The organism is Diaphorobacter sp. C33 (assembly GCF_030503915.1).
Taxonomy (GTDB): domain Bacteria; phylum Pseudomonadota; class Gammaproteobacteria; order Burkholderiales; family Burkholderiaceae_C; genus Diaphorobacter; species Diaphorobacter nitroreducens.
The window spans coordinates 985,498-1,004,032 of the sequence record NZ_CP129980.1; the positions used below are offsets into that span (position 1 = coordinate 985,498).

Sequence of the window (18,535 nt, forward strand, 5' to 3'; positions counted from 1 at the left end):
TGTATGAATAAAAAACGGCTGCAGCGCTTATGGGGAAAGCGCTAGCAGCTATTTTTATGATAGTGAATCAGGCCACGGCCACGCGCAGCGTGCCCAGGCCGTCGATGCCGCCTTCCAGCACGTCGCCGCGCACCACCGCGCCCACCCCCTCGGGGGTGCCGGTGAAGATCAGGTCGCCGGGCTGCAGCTCCCATGCGGCGGACAGGTGTTCGATGGTCTCGGCGATGTTCCAGATCAGCTGGCCCACGCTGCTGCGCTGGCGGTCCGTGCCGTTGACCTGCAGCCAGATGGCTGCCTGCTGCACGTCGCCCGCCTGCGCCGCGGGCGTGATCGGGCCGATGGGCGCGCTGGCCTCGAAGCCCTTGCCGATGCACCAGGGGCGGCCCTGCTTCTTCATCTCGCCCTGCAGGTCGCGACGCGTCATGTCCAGGCCCACGGCGTAACCCCAGATGTGCGACAGCGCGTCGGCCGCGGCGATGTGCTTGCCGCCCTTGCCGATGGCCACCACCAGCTCGATCTCGTGGTGCAGGTCCTTGGTCAGCGTGGGGTAGGGCATCTGGCCGGTCTCGCCCGGGTTCACGGGCAGCACGGCGTCGGCGGGCTTCATGAAGAAGAATGGCGGCTCGCGGCCGGTGAAGCCCATTTCCTTGGCGTGCTCGGCATAGTTGCGGCCCACGCAGTAGATGCGGTGCACGGGAAAGCGCTGGGTTGTGCCCACGACGGGCACGCTGGCCTGCGGTGCGGGAGGGATCACATAGCTCATGGTTCTCTCGGTGGTAGCGGCGGTGTGAAGGGATGAAGCAGTGTGCCACGGCGCGGCGCCGCGCATGGGCGGGGGCCCGCATTACGCCCGGCGCCGGCTTGGCTTATGCTGCGGCCGCATGAAGCTCTACAACTACTTCCGCTCCTCGGCATCGTTTCGCGTGCGCATCGCGCTGGAAGTCAAGGGCCTGCCCTATGACTACCTGCCGGTCCACCTGGTCAAGGCAGAGCATTTGGCGCCCGGCTATGCCGACCGCGTGGGTGACACGCTGGTGCCGGCGTTGCAGACCGATGACGGCCACCTGCTCACGCAGTCGATGGCGATCATCGAATATCTGGACGAGACCCACCGCGAGCCTGCGCTGCTGCCGGGCGACGCGCTGGCGCGCGCGCGCGTGCGGGCGCTGGCGCAGATGGTGGCCTGCGAGATCCACCCCCTGAACAACCTGCGCGTGCTCAAGTACCTCAAGCACCAGCTGCAGGTGGAAGACGCCGCCAAGGACGCCTGGTACCGCCACTGGGTGCGCAAGGGCCTGGAGGCGTTCGAGCGGCAGCTGGTGCTGCTGGACGGCGAACGCCAGGCCGCCGGGCTGGCGGCCTCGCGCCTGTGCTGGGGCGATGCGCCCACGCTGGCCGACTGCTGCCTGGTGCCGCAGATCTTCAACGGCCGGCGCTTCCATGTGGACATGGACGGTCTGCCGCGCACGATGTCCGCGTTCGACGCATGCATGGCGCTGCCGGCCTTTCAGCGCGCGCAGCCGTCTGCCTGCCCGGACCACGAGGCCTGAAGCCCGTGGCACAGACCGCTCCCTCCGCAGTTCCGCACGACTGGCTGGTTCCGGACTGGCCCGTGCCCGCCCGGGTACGTGCGCTGTGCACCACGCGCAACGGCGGCGTGAGCGCGCCGCCCTGGGACAGCTTCAACCTGGGCCGCTTCGTGGGCGACGACCCCGCCGCCGTGCAGGCCAACTGGGCGGCGCTGCAAGATGCGCTGGGCGCCGGCGGCTCCGCGGTACGGGCGGTGTACCTGCGCCAGGTGCATGGCACGGCAGTGCAGCCGCTGGACGCGCACACGCCCGACGGGCTGGACGCCGATGGCTGCACCACGCGGGCCGCAGGCGTGGCCTGCATCGTGATGGCGGCGGATTGCCTGCCGGTACTGTTCACCAACCGCGCGGGTACGCGCGTGGCCGCGGCGCATGCGGGCTGGCGCGGTCTGGCCGCAGGGGTGTTGGAATCGACCTTGGAGTGTTTTAGGCCCCTAGCGCAGGCAGAGCAAGCGCGAGCAGCTATTGAAAACGGAGCGACGGCGGATGCGGATGACGTAATGGCCTGGCTGGGACCCTGCATCGGCCCCGAGGCCTTCGAGGTGGGCGCGGAGGTGCGCGAGGCCTTCTGTGCGCAGGATCCGCGGGCGGCCGTGTACTTTCGCCCGCATGCCAGCGATGGCAAGTGGCTGGCGGACCTGGCCGGGCTGGCACGCCACCGCCTGCGCGCCTGCGGCGTTACGGCGCTGTACGGCAACGACAGCACCAGCGCCTGGTGCACTGTGGCCAATCCGTCACGGTTCTTTTCGCACCGGCGGGACAGCGCCCGGCTCGGCAGCAGCGGGCGCATGGCCGCCTGCATCTGGCTGGCCGCCTGAGGCGGCTTCCACCTCGGCCTGCTGCCGGGCGCGCAGCGCGCGTTTGCGCCCGGGCGTGCCCAGGATGTAGAGCACGATGGACATGGGCAGCAGCCCGTACAGCACGAAGGTGACGATGGCGCCCAGCACCGTGCCGTTGGCGGACGTGGCCTCGGCCAAGGCCATCAACACGGTGACATACAGCCATGCGATAACCACCAGGTACATGATCGATTCCGAAAGGGCAAAGCGGCGATTGTGGCCGGCTTGCCACGGCTGCGGAAACCCAAAGCCCTGCGAATGCGCTGCAGTTTTCTGCGGCACCGCCTGCTGGGCAACAATGGCATACGGGGCCCGCGCCTGGGCCGCGATGGAGGCTGCATGAGCACGAATTTCGACGCCAGCTGGGCCGACAGCGCCCGGCAGTTCCAGCAGATGGTGGGCGAGGGCTGGAGCCAGATGCTGCAGGTCCTGCAGCCCAAAGAAATGGGCGCCGCGCTGTCCATGCCAGCTGCCGGCCCGGTGAGCTTCGCACCCGACAAGCTGGCTGCGGTGCAGCAGCGGTACCTGCAAGAGGTGCAGGCGCTGTGGAGCCATGCGCTGCATCACGACGAGGCACCCCTCAGCAACGACCGCCGGTTCGCGGGCGAGAATTGGGCGCACAACCCGTTGTCGGCGTTCTCGGTCGCGGCCTACCAGTTGCAGGCGCACGCGCTCATGGGCCTGGTCGACGCGGTGCAGGCCGACGACAAGACCCGCGCACGCATCCGCTTCAGCGTGGAGCAGTGGCTGGCCGCCGTGGCGCCCAGCAACTTCCTGGTGTTCAACGCGGATGCGCAGCAGAAGGCCCTGGAAACGCACGGCGAGAGCATCGCCAAGGGCGTGGCCAACCTGCTGCACGACCTGGGCCAGGGGCATATCTCGATGACCGACGAGAGCCGCTTCGAAGTGGGCCGCAACGTGGCGACCACCGAGGGTGCCGTGGTGTTCGAGAACGAGCTGTTCCAGCTGCTGGAATACAAGCCGCTCACCCCCAAGGTGTACGAGCGGCCCCTGCTCATGGTGCCTCCGTGCATCAACAAGTACTACATCCTGGACCTGCAGCCCGACAACTCGCTGATCCGCCATGCCGTGGCCCAGGGCCACCGCACCTTCGTGGTGAGTTGGCGCAACCCCGATGCGTCGCTGGCGCACAAGACCTGGGACGACTACATCGACGAGGCCGTGCTTACGGCCATCGCCACCGTGCAGCAGATCGCTGGCGCCAAGCAGATCAACGCCCTGGGCTTTTGCGTGGGCGGCACCATGCTGGCCACGGCGCTCGCGGTGCTGGCGGCGCGTGGCGAGGAGCCTGTGGCCAGTTGCACTTTCCTGACCACGCTGATCGATTTTGCCGACACCGGGATCCTCGACGTCTTCATCGACGAAGGCTTCGTGCGCATGCGCGAACTGCAGATGGGGCAGGGCGGGCTCATGAAGGGCCAGGACCTGGCATCCACCTTCAGCTTTCTGCGCCCGAACGACCTGGTGTGGAATTACGTGGTGGGCAACTATCTCAAGGGCGAGACGCCGCCGCCCTTCGACCTGCTGTACTGGAACAGCGACAGCACCAACCTGCCTGGGCCGTACTACGCCTGGTACCTGCGCAACTTCTACCTGGAGAACAACCTCATCCGGCCGGGGCGGCTCACCGTGTGCGGCGAGCCACTCGACCTGACCCAGGTCCAACTGCCTGTGTACATCTACGGCTCGCGCGAGGATCACATCGTGCCGATCGGCGCGGCCTACGCCTCCACGCAAGTATTGCCGGGGGACAAGCGTTTCGTGATGGGCGCGTCGGGCCATATCGCGGGGGTCATCAACCCGCCCGCCAAGAAAAAGCGCAGCCACTGGCTGCGCGAGGATGGGCAACTGCCCGCCACGCTGGATGCATGGCTGGCTGGGGCCACCGAACTGCCCGGCAGTTGGTGGGACGACTGGTGCGCATGGCTGCACGGCCACGCCGGTCGGCAGATCGCCGCACCCAAGGCCTATGGAAAGGCGCCGAAGTTCAAGGCCATCGAACCCGCGCCAGGGCGCTACGTGCAGCAAAAGGCCTGAGGCTGGCGCCGCACGCTCCCGGGGGCGGCGTTGCGGCGCGCTGCGGAGTGACTACGCAATAGTCCTGACACCGGGCCGACAGACAATGGCTACTGGCCTGCGGCCGTGCAGCCGGCAGGTGCCACTCCCGAAAGGACACACCATGGAAGACATCGTCATCGTTTCCGCCGTGCGCACGCCCGTGGGCAAGTTTGGCGGCGCACTGGCCAAGACCCCCGCGACCGATCTGGGCGCCATCGTCATCCGCGAGGCGCTGGCACGCGCCCGCGTCGCTCCCGATCAGGTGGGCGAGGTCATCATGGGCCAGGTGCTTGCGGCCGGCTGCGGCCAGAACCCGGCCCGCCAGGCCATGATGAAGGCGGGGCTGGCCCAGGAGACGCCCGCGCTCACCATCAACGCCGTGTGCGGCTCGGGTCTCAAGGCCGTGATGCTGGCCGCCCAGGCCGTGGCGACGGGCGACAGCGAGATCGTCGTGGCCGGCGGCCAGGAGAACATGAGCCTGGCACCGCACGTGCTCAATGGCTCGCGCGAAGGCCAGCGCATGGGCGACTGGAAGCTGGTCGACACCATGATCGTCGACGGCCTGTGGGACGTGTACAACCAGTACCACATGGGCATCACGGCCGAGAACGTGGCCAGGCAGCACGGCATCACGCGCGAGATGCAGGATGCGCTGGCCCTGGCCAGCCAGCAAAAGGCCGCCGCCGCCCAGGACGCAGGGCGCTTCACGGACGAGATCGTGCCGGTGACACTTGCGCAGAAGAAGGGCGACCCCGTCATATTCGCGGCAGACGAATATCTCAACCGCAAAACCAGTGCCGAAGCTCTGGCTGGCCTGCGCCCCGCCTTCGACAAGGCCGGCTCGGTCACGGCGGGCAATGCCTCGGGCATCAATGACGGTGCGGCCGCCGTGGTGGTGATGAGTGCCAGCAAGGCTGCGGCCCTGGGCCTGCAGCCGCTGGCCCGCATTGCGGCCTACGGTACCAGCGGACTGGACCCCGCCACCATGGGCATGGGCCCGGTGCCGGCATCCCGCAAGGCATTGCAGCGCGCGGGCTGGAGCGTGGGCGATGTGGACCTGTTCGAACTCAACGAGGCCTTCGCTGCCCAGGCGTGCGCGGTGAACAAAGAACTCGGCATCGATCCCGCCAAGGTCAACGTGAATGGCGGCGCCATCGCCATCGGTCACCCCATCGGTGCCTCGGGCTGCCGCGTGTTGGTGACCCTGCTGCACGAAATGCAGCGCCGCGATGCCAGGAAGGGCCTGGCCGCGCTGTGCATTGGTGGAGGCATGGGCGTGTCCATGGCGCTGGAGCGTTGAAGGCGCGGCACCCTTTGGGACGGGTGCCCTGCATGCAAAAAGGCCGCACGGGCTTCCCCGTGCGGCCTTTTTTGTCGGCGCAGGCGGCAACGGCTGGCTACGGAGTGCAAAAACGCGATGATGCCCGGTTTTTTGCGCCGCAACAATAATGCCGGGGCGCAGTGTTTTCCTCCTCGGTATTGTCGTAATTCTTGGGTAGAGTGGTCACTGATCTGATTCACTTTTGACACATCCAAGGAGCACACATGAGCCAGAAAGTTGCGTACGTCACCGGGGGTATGGGGGGCATCGGCACGGCCATCTGTCAGCGTCTGCACCGGGACGGGTTCAAGGTCATCGCCGGGTGCGGCCCCACGCGCGACTACAACAAGTGGCTGGGCGAGCAAAAGGCGCTGGGCTATACGTTTTACGCGTCGGTCGGGAACGTGGGCAACTGGGAGTCCACGGTGGAGGCCTTCACCCAGGCCAAGGCCGAGCATGGCAGCGTGGATGTGTTGGTGAACAACGCCGGCATCACACGCGACCGCATGTTCCTCAAGATGTCGCGCGAGGACTGGGACGCTGTCATCGAAACCAACCTCAACAGCATGTTCAACGTGACCAAGCAGGTCGTTGCAGACATGGTGGACAAGGGCTGGGGCCGCATCATCAACATCAGCAGCGTGAACGGCGAGAAAGGCCAGGCCGGCCAGACCAACTACTCGGCGGCGAAGGCGGGCATGCACGGTTTTTCGATGGCGCTGGCGCAGGAACTGGCCACCAAGGGCGTGACGGTGAATACCGTGAGCCCCGGCTACATCGGCACCGACATGGTCAAGGCGATCCGCCCGGATGTGCTGGAAAAGATCGTCGCCACTGTGCCCGTGAAGCGCTTGGGCGAACCCAGCGAGATCGCGTCCATCATTTCGTGGCTGGCTTCCGAAGAGGGCGGCTATGCCACCGGGGCGGATTTCTCGGTCAACGGCGGCCTGCACATGGGCTGACCTAGCGGCAGCTGAAAAAGGCTGCCTTGAAATGCAAAAGGAACGTGGTGGCACGTTCCTTTTCTGTCTCCACCCTGAAGTGGGCGGTGTGAATCGGGGCCGGTAGCTCCCGGCGGGCCCTGGCAGTGGCTTGGAATTGCGCAGTGCGGCGATTCCTCCAACGAACGGCCTTCAGAACAGGCCGAGTGGACGCTTACAGGCGGGCCGGGGCGCGCTTGCGGTCACGTTCGTCTTCGGGCCAGGCAGAGAGGATTGCAGTCATGGTCATAGGGAAAACTCCTTAGATGTACCCACAACGCGGCCCCCTGGGGGGGCGTTGACAGTGCGCTGCAAAAAAATGCAACCCCGGGATATCCCCAGAATTTACTCCTGAAAAAGGAGCTGCGTGCGATTTATGCGTAAGGCTTAGAGGCTGTTTTTATACAGATATCAAAAATACCTGTAGCCCCTCAGCGTGCCAGTTCTTCCAGCGCTGAGGAAACATCCAGCCACTTTTCCTCAAGGGCTGTCACCTCTTCGGTGCAGTCCTTGAGCCTCCGCCCGCATTCCGCGATCTCCGCGGGGGGCAACGGCTGCATGAGCCGTTCTTCCAACTGCGCTTTTTCCCGGTTTAGGGCTTCCAGGCGCTGGTCGATTTTTTCAAGCTCTCGCTTGAGGGGGCGGGTTTTCTCGGCCAGTTGCTGGCGGGCCTGGGCTTCCTGGCGGCGCTGTTCGCGGGCGTCGCGCAGGGGAGGGGCGGCAGTGGCGGTTGGGGACGCGGCCTCGGCAACGACCACCTGCTCGGCTGCGCGGGCCAGTTCGCGCAGGCGTTTGGACTCCTCAAGCAGGTAGCGCTGGTAATCGTCCAGATCGCCGTCGAAGGGCGCCACGGCACCCCGGCCCACCAGCCAGAACTCATCGCACACGGCGCGCAGCAGCGCCCGGTCGTGGCTGACCAGCATCACCGTGCCCTCGAACTCGTTGAGCGCCATGGACAGCGCCTCGCGCGTGGCCAGATCCAGGTGGTTGGTGGGCTCGTCCAGCAGCAACAGGTTGGGGCGCTGCCAGACGATCATGGCCAGCACCAGGCGGGCCTTCTCCCCGCCGCTCATGGTGCCCACGGCCTGGTGCACCATGTCGCCGCTGAAGTTGAAGCTGCCCAGGAAGTTGCGCAGGTCCTGCTCGCGGCTGGGTTCCTGGGCCTGGGCACCCAGTTCGCGCGCCAGGCGTACCATGTGCTCCAGCGGGTTATCGCCGGGACGCAGCACGTCCAGCTCCTGCTGCGCGAAGTAGCCGATCGACAGGCCCTTGCCCTCGGTCAGGGTGCCGGAGAGCGGCGCCATGGTGCGGGCGATGGTCTTGACCAGCGTGGACTTGCCCTGGCCGTTGGCGCCCAAAATGCCGATGCGCTGGCCGGCTAGCACCGAGCGGTTCACGTGGCGCAGGATGGTGGTCTCGCTGCCATCCTCGGAGCGATAACCGAAGGACGCGTCGGTGATGGCCAGCATCGGGTTGGGCAGGTTGGCCGGCTCTTTGAACTCGAAGGTGAAGTCGGCCGACGCCAGCACGGGGGCGATCTTCTCCATGCGCTCCAGCGCCTTCACGCGGCTTTGTGCCTGCTTGGCCTTGGTGGCCTTGGCCTTGAACCGATCGATGAATTTCTGCAGGTGCGCGATTTTGTCCTGCTGGCGCTCGTAGGCCGACTGCTGCAGTTCCAGCTGCTGGGCGCGCAGCTCCTCGAACTTGCTGTAGTTGCCGCCGTAGCGGGTCAGGCGCGCGTTATCGATGTGCAGCGTGACCTGGGTCACGGCGTCGAGGAATTCGCGGTCGTGGCTGATGACGACCAAGGTACCGTTGTAGCGCTGCAGCCAGGCTTCCAGCCATACCAGCGCGTCCAGGTCCAAGTGGTTGGTGGGCTCGTCCAGCAGCAGCAGGTCGCTGGGGCACATCAGCGCGCGCGCCAGTTGCAGGCGCATGCGCCAGCCGCCGGAGAAGCTGTTGACCGGGCGCTCCAGCTCCGCCACCTGAAAGCCCAGACCCAGGATGAGCGCCTGCGCGCGCGCGGTGGCGTCGTGCGCACCGGCGTCTGCCAGGTCGGAGTGCGCCTGGGCCATGGCCATGCCATCACCCGCCTGCTCGGCCGTGTGCAGCGCCTGGCGCAGCTCCGACAAACGGGTGTCGCCCTCAAGTACGAAGGCGGTGGCAGACTCGTCCGTCTCTGGCATGTTCTGCGCCACCTGGGCCATGCGCCAGGCCGCGGGCAGGAAGAAGTCACCGCCGTCTTCGTGCAGCGAACCATTGAGCAGCGCAAACAGCGTGGACTTGCCAGCGCCGTTACGCCCGACCAGGCCGACATGTTCCCCGGGGTTGATGGTGACGGAGACGCCGTCGAGCAATACCTTGGCGCTGCGGCGCAGCGTGACGTTCTTCAGGGTGATCATGGGTCAAAACCAATGGACGGGGCGGGGGCCGGACGGGCCGGCGCCGTCACTTTGCGGGAGCGAGTGGGAGCAGGGCCTGGCGCGTGAGCAGCAGCACCTGGTCGCTGCCGGCGCTGGTCTCCAGCCAGAACACGGGCAGGTCGGGAAAGGCGGCCTCGAAGTGTTCGCGTTCGTTGCCGATCTCCAGCACCAGCACGGCGTCTTCGCTCATGCGCGCCGGGGCGTCGGCCAACAGCTGGCGAATGAAGTCCATGCCGTCGCTGCCGCCCCGCATATTGCCGGACAGGGCCAGCTCGGGCTCGGCCCGGTATTCGGGCGGCAGCTGGGCCATGCTGGCGGCGTTGACGTAGGGCGGGTTGCACAGGATCAGGTCCCAGGGGCCGGGCAGGGCGGCCAGGCCGTCGGACTCGACCAGCGTGATGCGCTCCTGCAGCCCGTGCCGGTCCACGTTGATGCGGGCTACGGCCAACGCGTCGGGCGAGAGGTCGGCGCCCGTCACCTGCACGTCGGGATACGCCATGGCGGCCAGCACGGCCAGGCTGCCGTTGCCGGTGCACAGGTCGAGCACGTGGCGCGTCTGGTCGCTGAGCCAGTCGTCGATGCTGCCGTCGGCCAGCAGTTCGGCAATGAAGCTGCGCGGCACGATGGCGCGCTCGTCCACGTAGAACGGCACGCCCTGCAACCAGGCCTCGCGCGTGAGGTAGGCAGCCGGCTTGCGCGTGGCGATGCGTTCTTCAAAAAGTGTAGCTACCAGCGCTTGATGGGCGGGCGTTACGGGCCGATTTGCCACTGAACCTTCAGCACCCTCGTCGAGCACGCTGTCCAGCGGCAGCCCCAGGCGCCACAGCACCAGCCAGGCGGCCTCGTCCTGCGCGTTGGCAGTGCCGTGGCCGAAGGCCACGCCGGCCTGTGTGAGGCGCGCGGCGCCGCTGGCGACCAGCGCACCGACGGTGTCACCGTGCACTTTCGCGGTCATGCGCCCGCCAGTGCGTTGAGGTGCTCGAGCGTGCGGCGGTAGATGTTCTTGAGCGGCTCGATGTCGACCAAGCGCACGTTCTCGTCGATCTTGTGGATGCTGGCGTTGGGCGGGCCCAGCTCGATCACCTGGGGGCAAATCTGGGCAATGAAGCGCCCGTCGCTGGTGCCGCCGGTGGTGGACAGCTCGGTTTCCAGACCGGTTTCGGCGTGGATGGCTTGCTGCACCGCCTGCACCAGTTCGCCCGGCGTGGTCAGGAAGGGCTGGCCGCCCAGCGTCCAGGTCAGGTCGTATTCCAGTCCGTGGCGGTCCAGTACCGCATGCACGCGCTGCTGCAGCCCTTCAGCGGTCGATTCGGTGCTGAAGCGGAAGTTGAAGTCGATCACCACCTGGCCGGGGATCACGTTGGTCGCGCCGGTGCCGCCGTGGATGTTGCTCATCTGCCAACTGGTGGGCGGAAAGAAGGCGTTGCCCTCATCCCACACGGTGGCGGCGAGCTCGGTGAGCGCGGGCACGGCCTGATGGATGGGGTTGCGCGCCAGCTGCGGGTAGGCGATGTGGCCCTGCACCCCCCGCACGGTGAGCCGCCCGGACAGCGTGCCGCGGCGGCCGTTCTTGATCATGTCGCCGGTCTGCTCGACCGAGGTAGGCTCGCCCACGATGCACCAGTCCAGCCGCTCCCCGCGCGCGCGCAGCTGCTCAATGACCACCTTGGTACCGTCCACCGAGGGGCCTTCCTCGTCGCTGGTCAGCAGCAGCGCGATGTCCAGGCGCGGGTCGGGCGTGGCGGCGAGGAATTCCTCGACCGCGACGACGAATGCGGCGATCGAGGCCTTCATGTCACTCGCGCCGCGGCCGTACAGGCGGCCGTCCCGGTGTGTGGGGGTGAACGGCGGGCTGCTCCACTGCTCCACGGGGCCCGTGGGTACCACGTCGGTGTGGCCGGCGAATACTACTGTTTTGGTAGCTGTTTGCGCTTGTCCAGAGCGCGTTGCAGTGCGTTTTGACCACAAATTGCTGACGCGGAAGTTCTCGGGCCCGCTGTCCAGTCGCTCGCAGGCAAAGCCCAAGGGAGCGAGGCGCCAGGCCAGCAGGTCCAGGCAGCCCGCGTCGTCGGGCGTGACGGAGGGGCGGGCGATGAGCTGTTCGGTCAGTAGCAGGGTGGGGGACATGGGTACAGGCGGCGCACTGCCGTGCAGCGGCCGCGAAACGGGCTCAGGCGGGCTTGACGTCCAGCACGATCTCGGTGAACGAGGGGGCATCGTCCTCGGACTGTTGGCCGGCGTCGTTGACGGCGCGCGCCGACTTCGCGGCAGCCGAGAAGTCGTTTTGCAGGCGCCACATGAGGTTGGTGGGGGAGTCGGCGTAGGCCAGGCCTTCCTTGCGGTCGATCTTGCCCTCCAGGATCAGGTGGGCCAGCGCTTCCTCGAAGGTCTGCGAGCCTTCGGCCATGGATTTTTCCATGGCCTCGCGGATCCCCGAGAAGTCGCCCTTTTCCACCAGCTCGGCCACCAGCTTGGTGTTGAGCATGACCTCCGCCGCGGGCACGCGATCGCCGGTCGTAGTGCGCACCAGGCGCTGCGAGATGATGGCCTTGAGGGCGGACGCCAGGTCGCCCAGCATTGTGGGGCGCACCTCCACGGGGTAGAACGACAGGATGCGGTTGAGGGCGTGGTAACTGTTGTTGCCGTGCAGCGTGGCCAGGCACAGGTGGCCCGACTGGGCGTAGGCGATGGCGGCGGACATGGTCTCGCGGTCGCGGATTTCGCCGATCAGGATCACGTCGGGCGCCTGTCGTAGCGCGTTCTTGAGCGCGGTCTGCAGCGACTGGGTGTCGCTGCCGATCTCCCGCTGGTTGACGATGGACTTCTTGTTCTTGAACTGGTATTCGACCGGGTCCTCCACCGTGAGGATGTGGCCGGTCATAGACTCGTTGCGCGCGTCCAGCATCGCCGCCAGCGTCGTGCTCTTGCCCGAGCCCGTGGCGCCCACGAGCAGGATCAGGCCGCGCTTTTCCATGATCAGCTCGCTGAGCACCGGCGGCAGGTGCAGCGTGGACAACTGCGGGATGTTCTGCGTGATGAAGCGGATCACCACCGCATAGGTGCCGCGCTGGCGCATCGCGCTGACGCGAAAGCGCCCCACGCCGGTGAGCGGCACACCCATGTTGAGCTCACCGGTCTCTTCCAGCTCTTCGATGCGGTCGGGGGGGACGATCTCGGACAGCAGGTTCTTGGGCGCGTCGGGCGGCAGGATCTGGCTGTTGATCGGCACGCATTCGCCGTTGATCTTGATCAGCGCCGGTGCGTTGGCCGACAGGTAGACATCGGATGCCTTCTTGTCGGCCATCAGGCGCAGAATCCGCTCCATCGTGCTCATGCTGGTTCCCTCTCAGTGCTGGTTATGTATGCGTGCAGTGCCGGTGCGGCGTAGCTTCAGTCGCGCAGCAGGTCGTTCAGGCTGGTGGTGGAGCGGGTCTTGGCGTCCACCTTCTTGACGATGATGGCCGCGTACATGCTGTAGCGGCCACCGTCCTTGGGCAGGTTGCCGCTGACCACCACCGAGCCAGCGGGCACGCGACCGTAGGTGATCTCGCCCGTGGTGCGGTCGTAGATCGGCGTGCTCTGACCGATGTACACGCCCATGCTGATGACCGAGTTCTCTTCGACGATCACGCCCTCGACGACTTCGGAGCGCGCGCCGATGAAGCAGTTGTCCTCGATGATGGTCGGGTTGGCCTGCAGGGGCTCGAGCACGCCGCCCAGCCCCACGCCGCCGGACAGGTGCACGTTCTTTCCGACCTGCGCGCACGAGCCCACGGTGGCCCAGGTGTCCACCATGGTGCCTTCGTCCACATAGGCGCCGATGTTCACGTAGCTGGGCATCAGGATCGCGCCCTTGGCGATGAAACTGCCGCGGCGCGCCACGGCCGGCGGCACCACGCGCACGCCGGTGGCGGCCATCTCGTCGGCGGACAGGTGGGCGAACTTGGTGGGCACCTTGTCGAAGAAGCCCAGGTCACCGGCCTTCATGAGCTCGTTGTCCTTCAGGCGGAACGACAGCAGCACGGCCTTCTTGATCCACTGGTGCACGGTCCACTGGCCCACGCCCTCGCGCGTGGCCACGCGCAGCCTGCCGTTGTTGAGCTCGGCGATCACATGCTCGACGGCGTCCACCACTTCCTGGGGCGCGGCGGAGGGCGAGAGGCTGGCGCGGTTGTCCCAGGCGTTGTCGATCAGGGTCTGCAATTGTTGGGTCATGGATGGAATCACGTACGGGATTGGATGAATTGCACGATGCGCGAGGCCGCTTCGGCGCATTCCGCGGTCTCGGCCACAAGGGCCATGCGCACGCGCTGGGCGCCGGGGTTGGCGCCGCCGGAATCGCGGGCGAGATAGCTGCCCGGCAATACCGTGACATTGTATTGAGCCAGCAGGGCCTGGGCGAACTCCGCATCGCTCATGCCCAGGGCGTCGGGCACCTTGGCCCAGAGGTAGAAACCCGCGTCGGGCAGGCGCACGTCCATCACCTCGGCGAGCATGGGCGTGACCTGGGCGAACTTCTGGCGGTAAAGGGCGCGGTTTTCTTCCACGTGCACCTCATCGTTCCAGGCAGCCACGCTGGCGGCCTGCACGGCGGGACCCATGGCACTGCCGTGGTAGGTGCGGTACAGCAAAAACGCCTTGATGAGTGCCGCGTCGCCCGCCACGAAGCCGCTGCGCAGGCCCGGCACGTTGCTGCGCTTGGACAGGCTGGTGAAGGCGATCAGGTTGCGGTAGTCGGCTCGGCCCAGTTGGGTCGCCGCCTCCAGGCCGCCCAGCGGGGGCTCGTCACGGAAGTAGATCTCGCTGTAGCACTCGTCCGAGGCGATCACAAAACCGTAGCGGTCACTCAGCGCGAAGAGCTTCTCCCACTCGGGCAGGGGCATCACGGCGCCCGTGGGGTTGCCGGGCGAGCACACGAAGAGCAGTTGCGTGCGCTGCCATACCTCATCGGGCACGCTGTCCCAGTCCACAGCAAAGTTGCGGGCTGGATCGCTCGGGGCGTAGTACGGCGTGGCGCCGGCCAGCAGCGTGGCGCCTTCATAGATTTGGTAGAACGGGTTGGGGCACACCACGGTGGCGCCCGCGCGGGTGGGGTCCACCACGGTTTGCGCGAATGCGAACAACGCCTCGCGCGAACCGTTCACCGGCAGCACCTGCGTGGCGGGGTTGACGGGAATACGGTAGCGCCGCTGCATCCAGCCGGCACAGGCTTCGCGCAGGCTGGGGTCACCGGCGGTGGAGGGGTAGCTGGCCAGGCCTGCCAGGTTGGCGGCCAGGGCCTCCTGGATGAACGGCGGCGTTGCATGGCGTGGCTCGCCGATGCCCAGGCTGATGGCGCGGTGAGCGGCCGAGGGCGTCACCCCCGCAAAAAGCTGTCGCAGCCGCTCGAACGGGTAGGGCTGCAGTAGGGAGAGCAGGGGATTCATAGGGGGGCGATTATCAGGGATGCGGCCGGGCGCCATAGGGCGCGGCCCCGCCACCCGTTCCCAAAAACAACTACAGGGTTTGATCGCTCTACACAGCCGTCGAATTTGGTTACAAATGGCATCAATTCATCAGTGCGACGCGCCAGGGCGCGCATTTCAGCCAGCGAGGGGGACAAAAGCGATGACGGTTTCATTCATTCTGCGGCCGGGCGTGGGACTCATGCGGCGCCTGCGTTTCTCGGCCAAGCTGGCCCTGTTGGGAGGCGTGGCCGTGTTGGCACTGCTGGCCGTCGCGGGGGTGCAGGGATGGGGGCCGCGCGCCACGTGGGGCGTGTGTAGCGTGGCGGTGCTGGCCACCGCCTATCTGGCCACGGCTTTCCAGGCCAGTGTGGCGGGCGACCTGCGGCGGCTGAGCGGCGTAATGGAGCGCACGGCGCAGGGCGACCTGTGCAGCCGGGCCGAAGTGCGCGGCCGCGATGAACTGGCGCACATGGACGAGCAACTCAACCGCATGGTGTACACGCTCTCGTCGATGGTGGCCGACATCCGCAGCAACGCGGCGCTGGTGGCGCACGCGGGTCAAAGCCTGGCGGCGGACAACCGCGAACTGGCCGACCGCACCGAGCAACAGGCCGCCAGCCTGGAGCAGACTGCGGCCAGCGTGGAGGAGCTGTCTTCCGCCGTGAACAACAACGCGCAGGCGGCCGGCGTGGCCGATCAGCGCGCCGGAGAGGTGCGCCAAGCCGCTGAGGCGGGCACCCAGGCGATGGCGCGGGCGGTGGAGGCGGTGCAGGGCATCCAGAACGATGCCCGCCGCATGGGCGAGATCATCCAGGTGATCGACGGCATCGCCTTTCAAACCAACATCCTGGCGCTGAATGCCGCCGTGGAAGCGGCACGCGCGGGCGAGCAGGGCCGGGGTTTTGCCGTGGTGGCGGCCGAGGTGCGCACGCTGGCGGGCCGCTCGGCCGAGGCGGCGCGCGAGATCCGCGACCTCATTGGCACGTCCGTGCGGCAGGTGGAGGGCAGCGCGGGGCTGATCCGCACCGCCGGTGAGGGCATTGCGGCCATGGCGCAAGGCATCCGTGGCGTGGCCGGGCATGTGAGCGAAATCTCCCACTCGGTCAATGAACAGGGCACGGGTCTGCGCGAGATCAGCACCGCGGTGCAGCAACTGGACCAGATCACGCAGCGCAATGCCCAGATGGTGAGCGATGCCCTGCGCGAGGCGCAGGCGCTGGAGAGCCGGGCGTCTACCCTGTCCCGGGCGGTGCTGGCGTTTCGTCTGCAGCAGGGTACGGCCGAGGAGGCCGTGGCCCTGGTGCAGCGCGCCGCCGCCGTGCAGCGCGGCCTGCCGCGCGACGCCTTTCTGCGCACGTTGACCGACCCCGCACAGCCCTACCACGACCGCGACATGTACGTGTTCGCGCTCGATGCGGGCGGCACCTACCTGGCCTTTGGCGGCAATCCCGCCAAAGTGGGAACGCGGGTGCAGGACATTCCCGGTATTGCCGGGGATGCGCTGGTCAGCGCCATCGTGGCCCAGGCCGAACGCGCGCCGGGCTGGGTGGAATACGACATCACCAATCCGGCCACGGGCGCGGTGCAAACCAAGATGTCCTACGTGCAGCGCGCGGGAGATGTCTATCTGGGCTGCGGCGTCTACAAGTCGCTCGCAGCCTGATGCGGCAGGCCTGTCGCCGGTTCGCTCCGTATTGCCATAGCCCGCTACGGTCGTGAGCGGTAGGGCTGCCGGCGCAGCGGCGTCAGCCCCGGTCGGCGCGCTGCGCGCGGGCGCGCGCCAGTGCCGCGGCAATGGCTGCGCGCTTGGGATCGGGCGCGTTGTCCGGCGCCGGAGGGGCAGGTTCGGGGGCGGTGGCCTGCGCCTCCTCGCGCTGCAGCCGCTCTTGCCGCGCCTGGTAGCGCACGCGCGCCTGCTCGGCCTGCGGGGCGGACCATGCGGCCCAGCCAGTGGCCTGGCCGCTGGCATTTTCCATGCGGATGCAATCCACCGGGCACGCGGGCAGGCACAGTTCGCAGCCCGTGCAGTGCGGTGCAATCACGGTGTGCATGCGCTTGTTGATGCCCAGGATGGCGTCCGTGGGGCAGGCCTTGAGGCACAGCGTGCAGCCGATGCACCAGTTCTCGTCGATCACCGCCACGGCGCGCGGGACCTCCGTTCCATGGGCCGCGCTCAGCGGCAGCTCGGGCCGGCCAGTGATGGCGGCCAGGCGTGCAACGCCCTGGGCCCCGCCGGGCGGGCACTGGTTGATCTCGGCCTCGCCCCGTGCGATGGCACGGGCATAGGACTGGCAGTCAGGGTAGCCGCAGCGCGTGCACTGGGTCTGGGGCAGGGCCGCGTCAATGCGCTCAACGAGCGCCTGCTGCGCTGCGGGGGAGGTCATGGCCGGCGTCAGGCGGCGCTGCGTGCGCGGCGGGGGCGTGACGTGGGCTGGGCGGACTGGTTGGCACGGATGAAGTCGCGCACCTGCGGGTAGACCAGCTCGCGCCAGCGGCGGCCGCTGAAAATGCCGTAGTGGCCGGCGCCCTTCACCTCGAGGTGGTTGCGCCGGTCCGCGGCGATGCCGGTGCACAGATCCTGCGCCGCCTCGGTCTGGCCGGAGCCGGAGATGTCGTCGAGCTCGCCTTCGATGGTCAGCAGCGCGGTCTGGGTGATGTCCTGGGGGCGCACGCGCTCCACCGCGCCGTCCGGCGAGCGCACGTCCCAGGTGCCGTTGACCAGGCTGTAGTCCTGGAAGACGGTCTTGATGGTCTCCAGGTAATAGTCGGCATCCATGTCGAGCACGGCGTTGTATTCGTCGTAGAACTTGCGGTGGGCCTCGGCGCTGGCGTCATCGCCCTTGATGAGGTTCTTGAAGTAATCGTAGTGGCTGCTGGCGTGCCGGTCCGGGTTCATGGCCACGAAGCCCGTGTGCTGCAGAAAGCCCGGGTACACGCGGCGGCCGGCGCCGGGGAAGTTGCTGGGTACGCGGTAGATGACGTTGTTCTCGAACCACTCGAAGCTGCGTTGGGTGGCCAGGTTGTTCACCGCCGTGGGTGAGCGGCGCGCATCGATGGGACCGCCCATCATGGTCATGGACAGTGGCGTGGTCTCGCCGCGGCTGGCCATCAGCGAGACAGCGGCCAGTACCGGCACGGTGGGCTGGCAGACGCTCATCACATGGCAGTTGCCGTATTGGCCCTGCAGGTAGCGGATGAACTCCTGCACGTAGTTCACATAGTCGTCCAGGTGGAACTCGCCCTCCTGCAGCGGCACCATGCGCGCGTTCTTCCAGTCGGTGATGTAGACCTTGTGGCTCTCCAGCATGGAGCGTACGGTGTCGCGCAGCAGCGTGGCGTAGTGGCCCGACAACGGCGCCACGATCAGCACCACGGGCTGGCCCTTGAGCTTGAGCAAGGTGGCCGGGTCGTCCGAAAACCGCTTGAAGCGGCGCAGTTCGCAGAACGGCTTGTCGACGTCCACGCGCTCATGGATGGCCACGCTCACGCCATCCACGTCCACGGTGCTGATGCCGAACTCGGGTTTCTCGTAGTCCTTGCCCAGGCGGTACAGCAGTTCATAGCCCGCCGAAATGCGATGGGCCAGTTGCGTCTCGCTGAACGGCGACAGCGGGTTGCTGTAGAACTTGGCGGCGGCCTGCGCCAGGTCGGCGAAGGGCTCCATGAGGGAGCGCTGGGTCTCGTAGAGGGTGTACAGCATGGGGCAGGACCAAGTTATGTTGCAGTGCAATATATCAGCAGTTGCATTTGCTTGCGTGTCGTGCAACTACGCATTCAGTGTCCCGCGCGCGACATTGGCGGGCGGGCTTGATGCTATACTTTTGATAGCTGTTAGCACTTGATGGACAAGCGCTGGA

Annotated in this window: 16 protein-coding genes; 6 read left to right on the forward strand and 10 right to left on the reverse strand. The window is 67.1% G+C overall.

Annotated elements, in window-relative coordinates; genetic code table 11:
* Positions 1-67: 67 nt before the first annotated feature.
* A complete protein-coding gene (locus QY917_RS04660; RefSeq protein WP_011805321.1) occupies positions 68-763 on the reverse strand; it encodes a fumarylacetoacetate hydrolase family protein in 696 nt (231 codons plus the stop codon).
* A gap of 118 nt (positions 764-881) precedes the next feature.
* On the opposite strand from QY917_RS04660, the gene maiA reads away from it, so the two are divergent.
* On the forward strand, positions 882-1,550 hold the full coding sequence (gene maiA, locus QY917_RS04665) for a maleylacetoacetate isomerase (RefSeq protein WP_123676296.1): 669 nt from the start codon (positions 882-884) through the stop codon (positions 1,548-1,550).
* A gap of 5 nt (positions 1,551-1,555) precedes the next feature.
* Positions 1,556-2,407 carry a peptidoglycan editing factor PgeF gene (gene pgeF / locus QY917_RS04670; protein ID WP_123676295.1) on the forward strand — a complete coding sequence of 284 codons (852 nt, stop codon included), beginning with the start codon at positions 1,556-1,558 and terminating at the stop codon, positions 2,405-2,407.
* Here the strand turns inward: pgeF and QY917_RS04675 are convergent.
* Positions 2,324-2,614 (reverse strand): hypothetical protein, encoded by a 291-nt coding sequence (locus QY917_RS04675; protein ID WP_123676445.1) that lies wholly within the window; start codon positions 2,612-2,614, stop codon positions 2,324-2,326. The genes pgeF and QY917_RS04675 overlap by 84 nt on opposite strands.
* 153 nt (positions 2,615-2,767) lie before the next feature.
* Here QY917_RS04675 and QY917_RS04680 point away from each other — a divergent pair, with 153 nt between their 5' ends.
* From QY917_RS04680 to phbB, 3 genes are all read left to right on the forward strand, one after another.
* Positions 2,768-4,486, forward strand: coding sequence for an alpha/beta hydrolase (locus tag QY917_RS04680; protein ID WP_123676444.1), 1,719 nt, complete (start codon positions 2,768-2,770; stop codon positions 4,484-4,486).
* 142 nt (positions 4,487-4,628) lie between these two features.
* Positions 4,629-5,807, forward strand: coding sequence for an acetyl-CoA C-acetyltransferase (locus QY917_RS04685; RefSeq protein WP_123676294.1), 1,179 nt, complete (start codon positions 4,629-4,631; stop codon positions 5,805-5,807).
* Between the two features lie 245 nt (positions 5,808-6,052).
* Positions 6,053-6,790 carry an acetoacetyl-CoA reductase gene (gene phbB / locus QY917_RS04690; RefSeq protein WP_015913416.1) on the forward strand — a complete coding sequence of 246 codons (738 nt, stop codon included), beginning with the start codon at positions 6,053-6,055 and terminating at the stop codon, positions 6,788-6,790.
* 449 nt (positions 6,791-7,239) lie between these two features.
* Here the strand turns inward: phbB and QY917_RS04695 are convergent, their stop codons facing one another.
* Genes QY917_RS04695 through dapC form a run of 6 tightly spaced genes read right to left on the reverse strand, consistent with a single transcriptional unit; the run spans position 7,240 to position 14,657 of the window.
* Positions 7,240-9,210 carry an ABC-F family ATP-binding cassette domain-containing protein gene (locus QY917_RS04695; RefSeq protein WP_123676293.1) on the reverse strand — a complete coding sequence of 657 codons (1,971 nt, stop codon included), beginning with the start codon at positions 9,208-9,210 and terminating at the stop codon, positions 7,240-7,242.
* Positions 9,211-9,256: 46 nt separating this feature from the next.
* The gene (gene prmB, locus QY917_RS04700) at positions 9,257-10,186 is read right to left on the reverse strand and encodes a 50S ribosomal protein L3 N(5)-glutamine methyltransferase (protein WP_123676292.1); all 930 of its coding nucleotides are present in this window, start codon (positions 10,184-10,186) and stop codon (positions 9,257-9,259) included.
* Entirely contained in the window at positions 10,183-11,358 is a 1,176-nt protein-coding gene (gene dapE / locus QY917_RS04705) for a succinyl-diaminopimelate desuccinylase (protein ID WP_123676291.1), read from the reverse strand. Before dapE ends, prmB begins: the two co-directional genes overlap by 4 nt.
* 43 nt (positions 11,359-11,401) lie before the next feature.
* Positions 11,402-12,565 (reverse strand): PilT/PilU family type 4a pilus ATPase, encoded by a 1,164-nt coding sequence (locus QY917_RS04710; RefSeq protein ID WP_088886622.1) that lies wholly within the window; start codon positions 12,563-12,565, stop codon positions 11,402-11,404.
* 56 nt (positions 12,566-12,621) lie between these two features.
* The gene (dapD, locus tag QY917_RS04715; RefSeq protein WP_123676290.1) at positions 12,622-13,446 is read right to left on the reverse strand and encodes a 2,3,4,5-tetrahydropyridine-2,6-dicarboxylate N-succinyltransferase; all 825 of its coding nucleotides are present in this window, start codon (positions 13,444-13,446) and stop codon (positions 12,622-12,624) included.
* Positions 13,447-13,454: 8 nt separating this feature from the next.
* Positions 13,455-14,657: a succinyldiaminopimelate transaminase gene (gene dapC / locus QY917_RS04720; RefSeq protein ID WP_123676289.1), complete on the reverse strand. Its 1,203-nt coding sequence runs from the start codon at positions 14,655-14,657 to the stop codon at positions 13,455-13,457.
* A 181-nt stretch (positions 14,658-14,838) separates the two neighbouring features.
* Between dapC and QY917_RS04725 the strand changes: the two genes are divergently transcribed.
* Positions 14,839-16,341: a methyl-accepting chemotaxis protein gene (locus QY917_RS04725; RefSeq protein WP_123676288.1), complete on the forward strand. Its 1,503-nt coding sequence runs from the start codon at positions 14,839-14,841 to the stop codon at positions 16,339-16,341.
* An 82-nt stretch (positions 16,342-16,423) separates the two neighbouring features.
* Here QY917_RS04725 and QY917_RS04730 read toward each other — a convergent pair whose 3' ends face one another.
* Both QY917_RS04730 and QY917_RS04735 read right to left on the reverse strand, forming a co-directional pair.
* Entirely contained in the window at positions 16,424-17,062 is a 639-nt protein-coding gene (locus tag QY917_RS04730; RefSeq protein ID WP_123676287.1) for an RnfABCDGE type electron transport complex subunit B, read from the reverse strand.
* Between the two features lie 8 nt (positions 17,063-17,070).
* Positions 17,071-18,378: a polyhydroxyalkanoate depolymerase gene (locus QY917_RS04735; protein WP_088886626.1), complete on the reverse strand. Its 1,308-nt coding sequence runs from the start codon at positions 18,376-18,378 to the stop codon at positions 17,071-17,073.
* Positions 18,379-18,535: the final 157 nt, after the last annotated feature.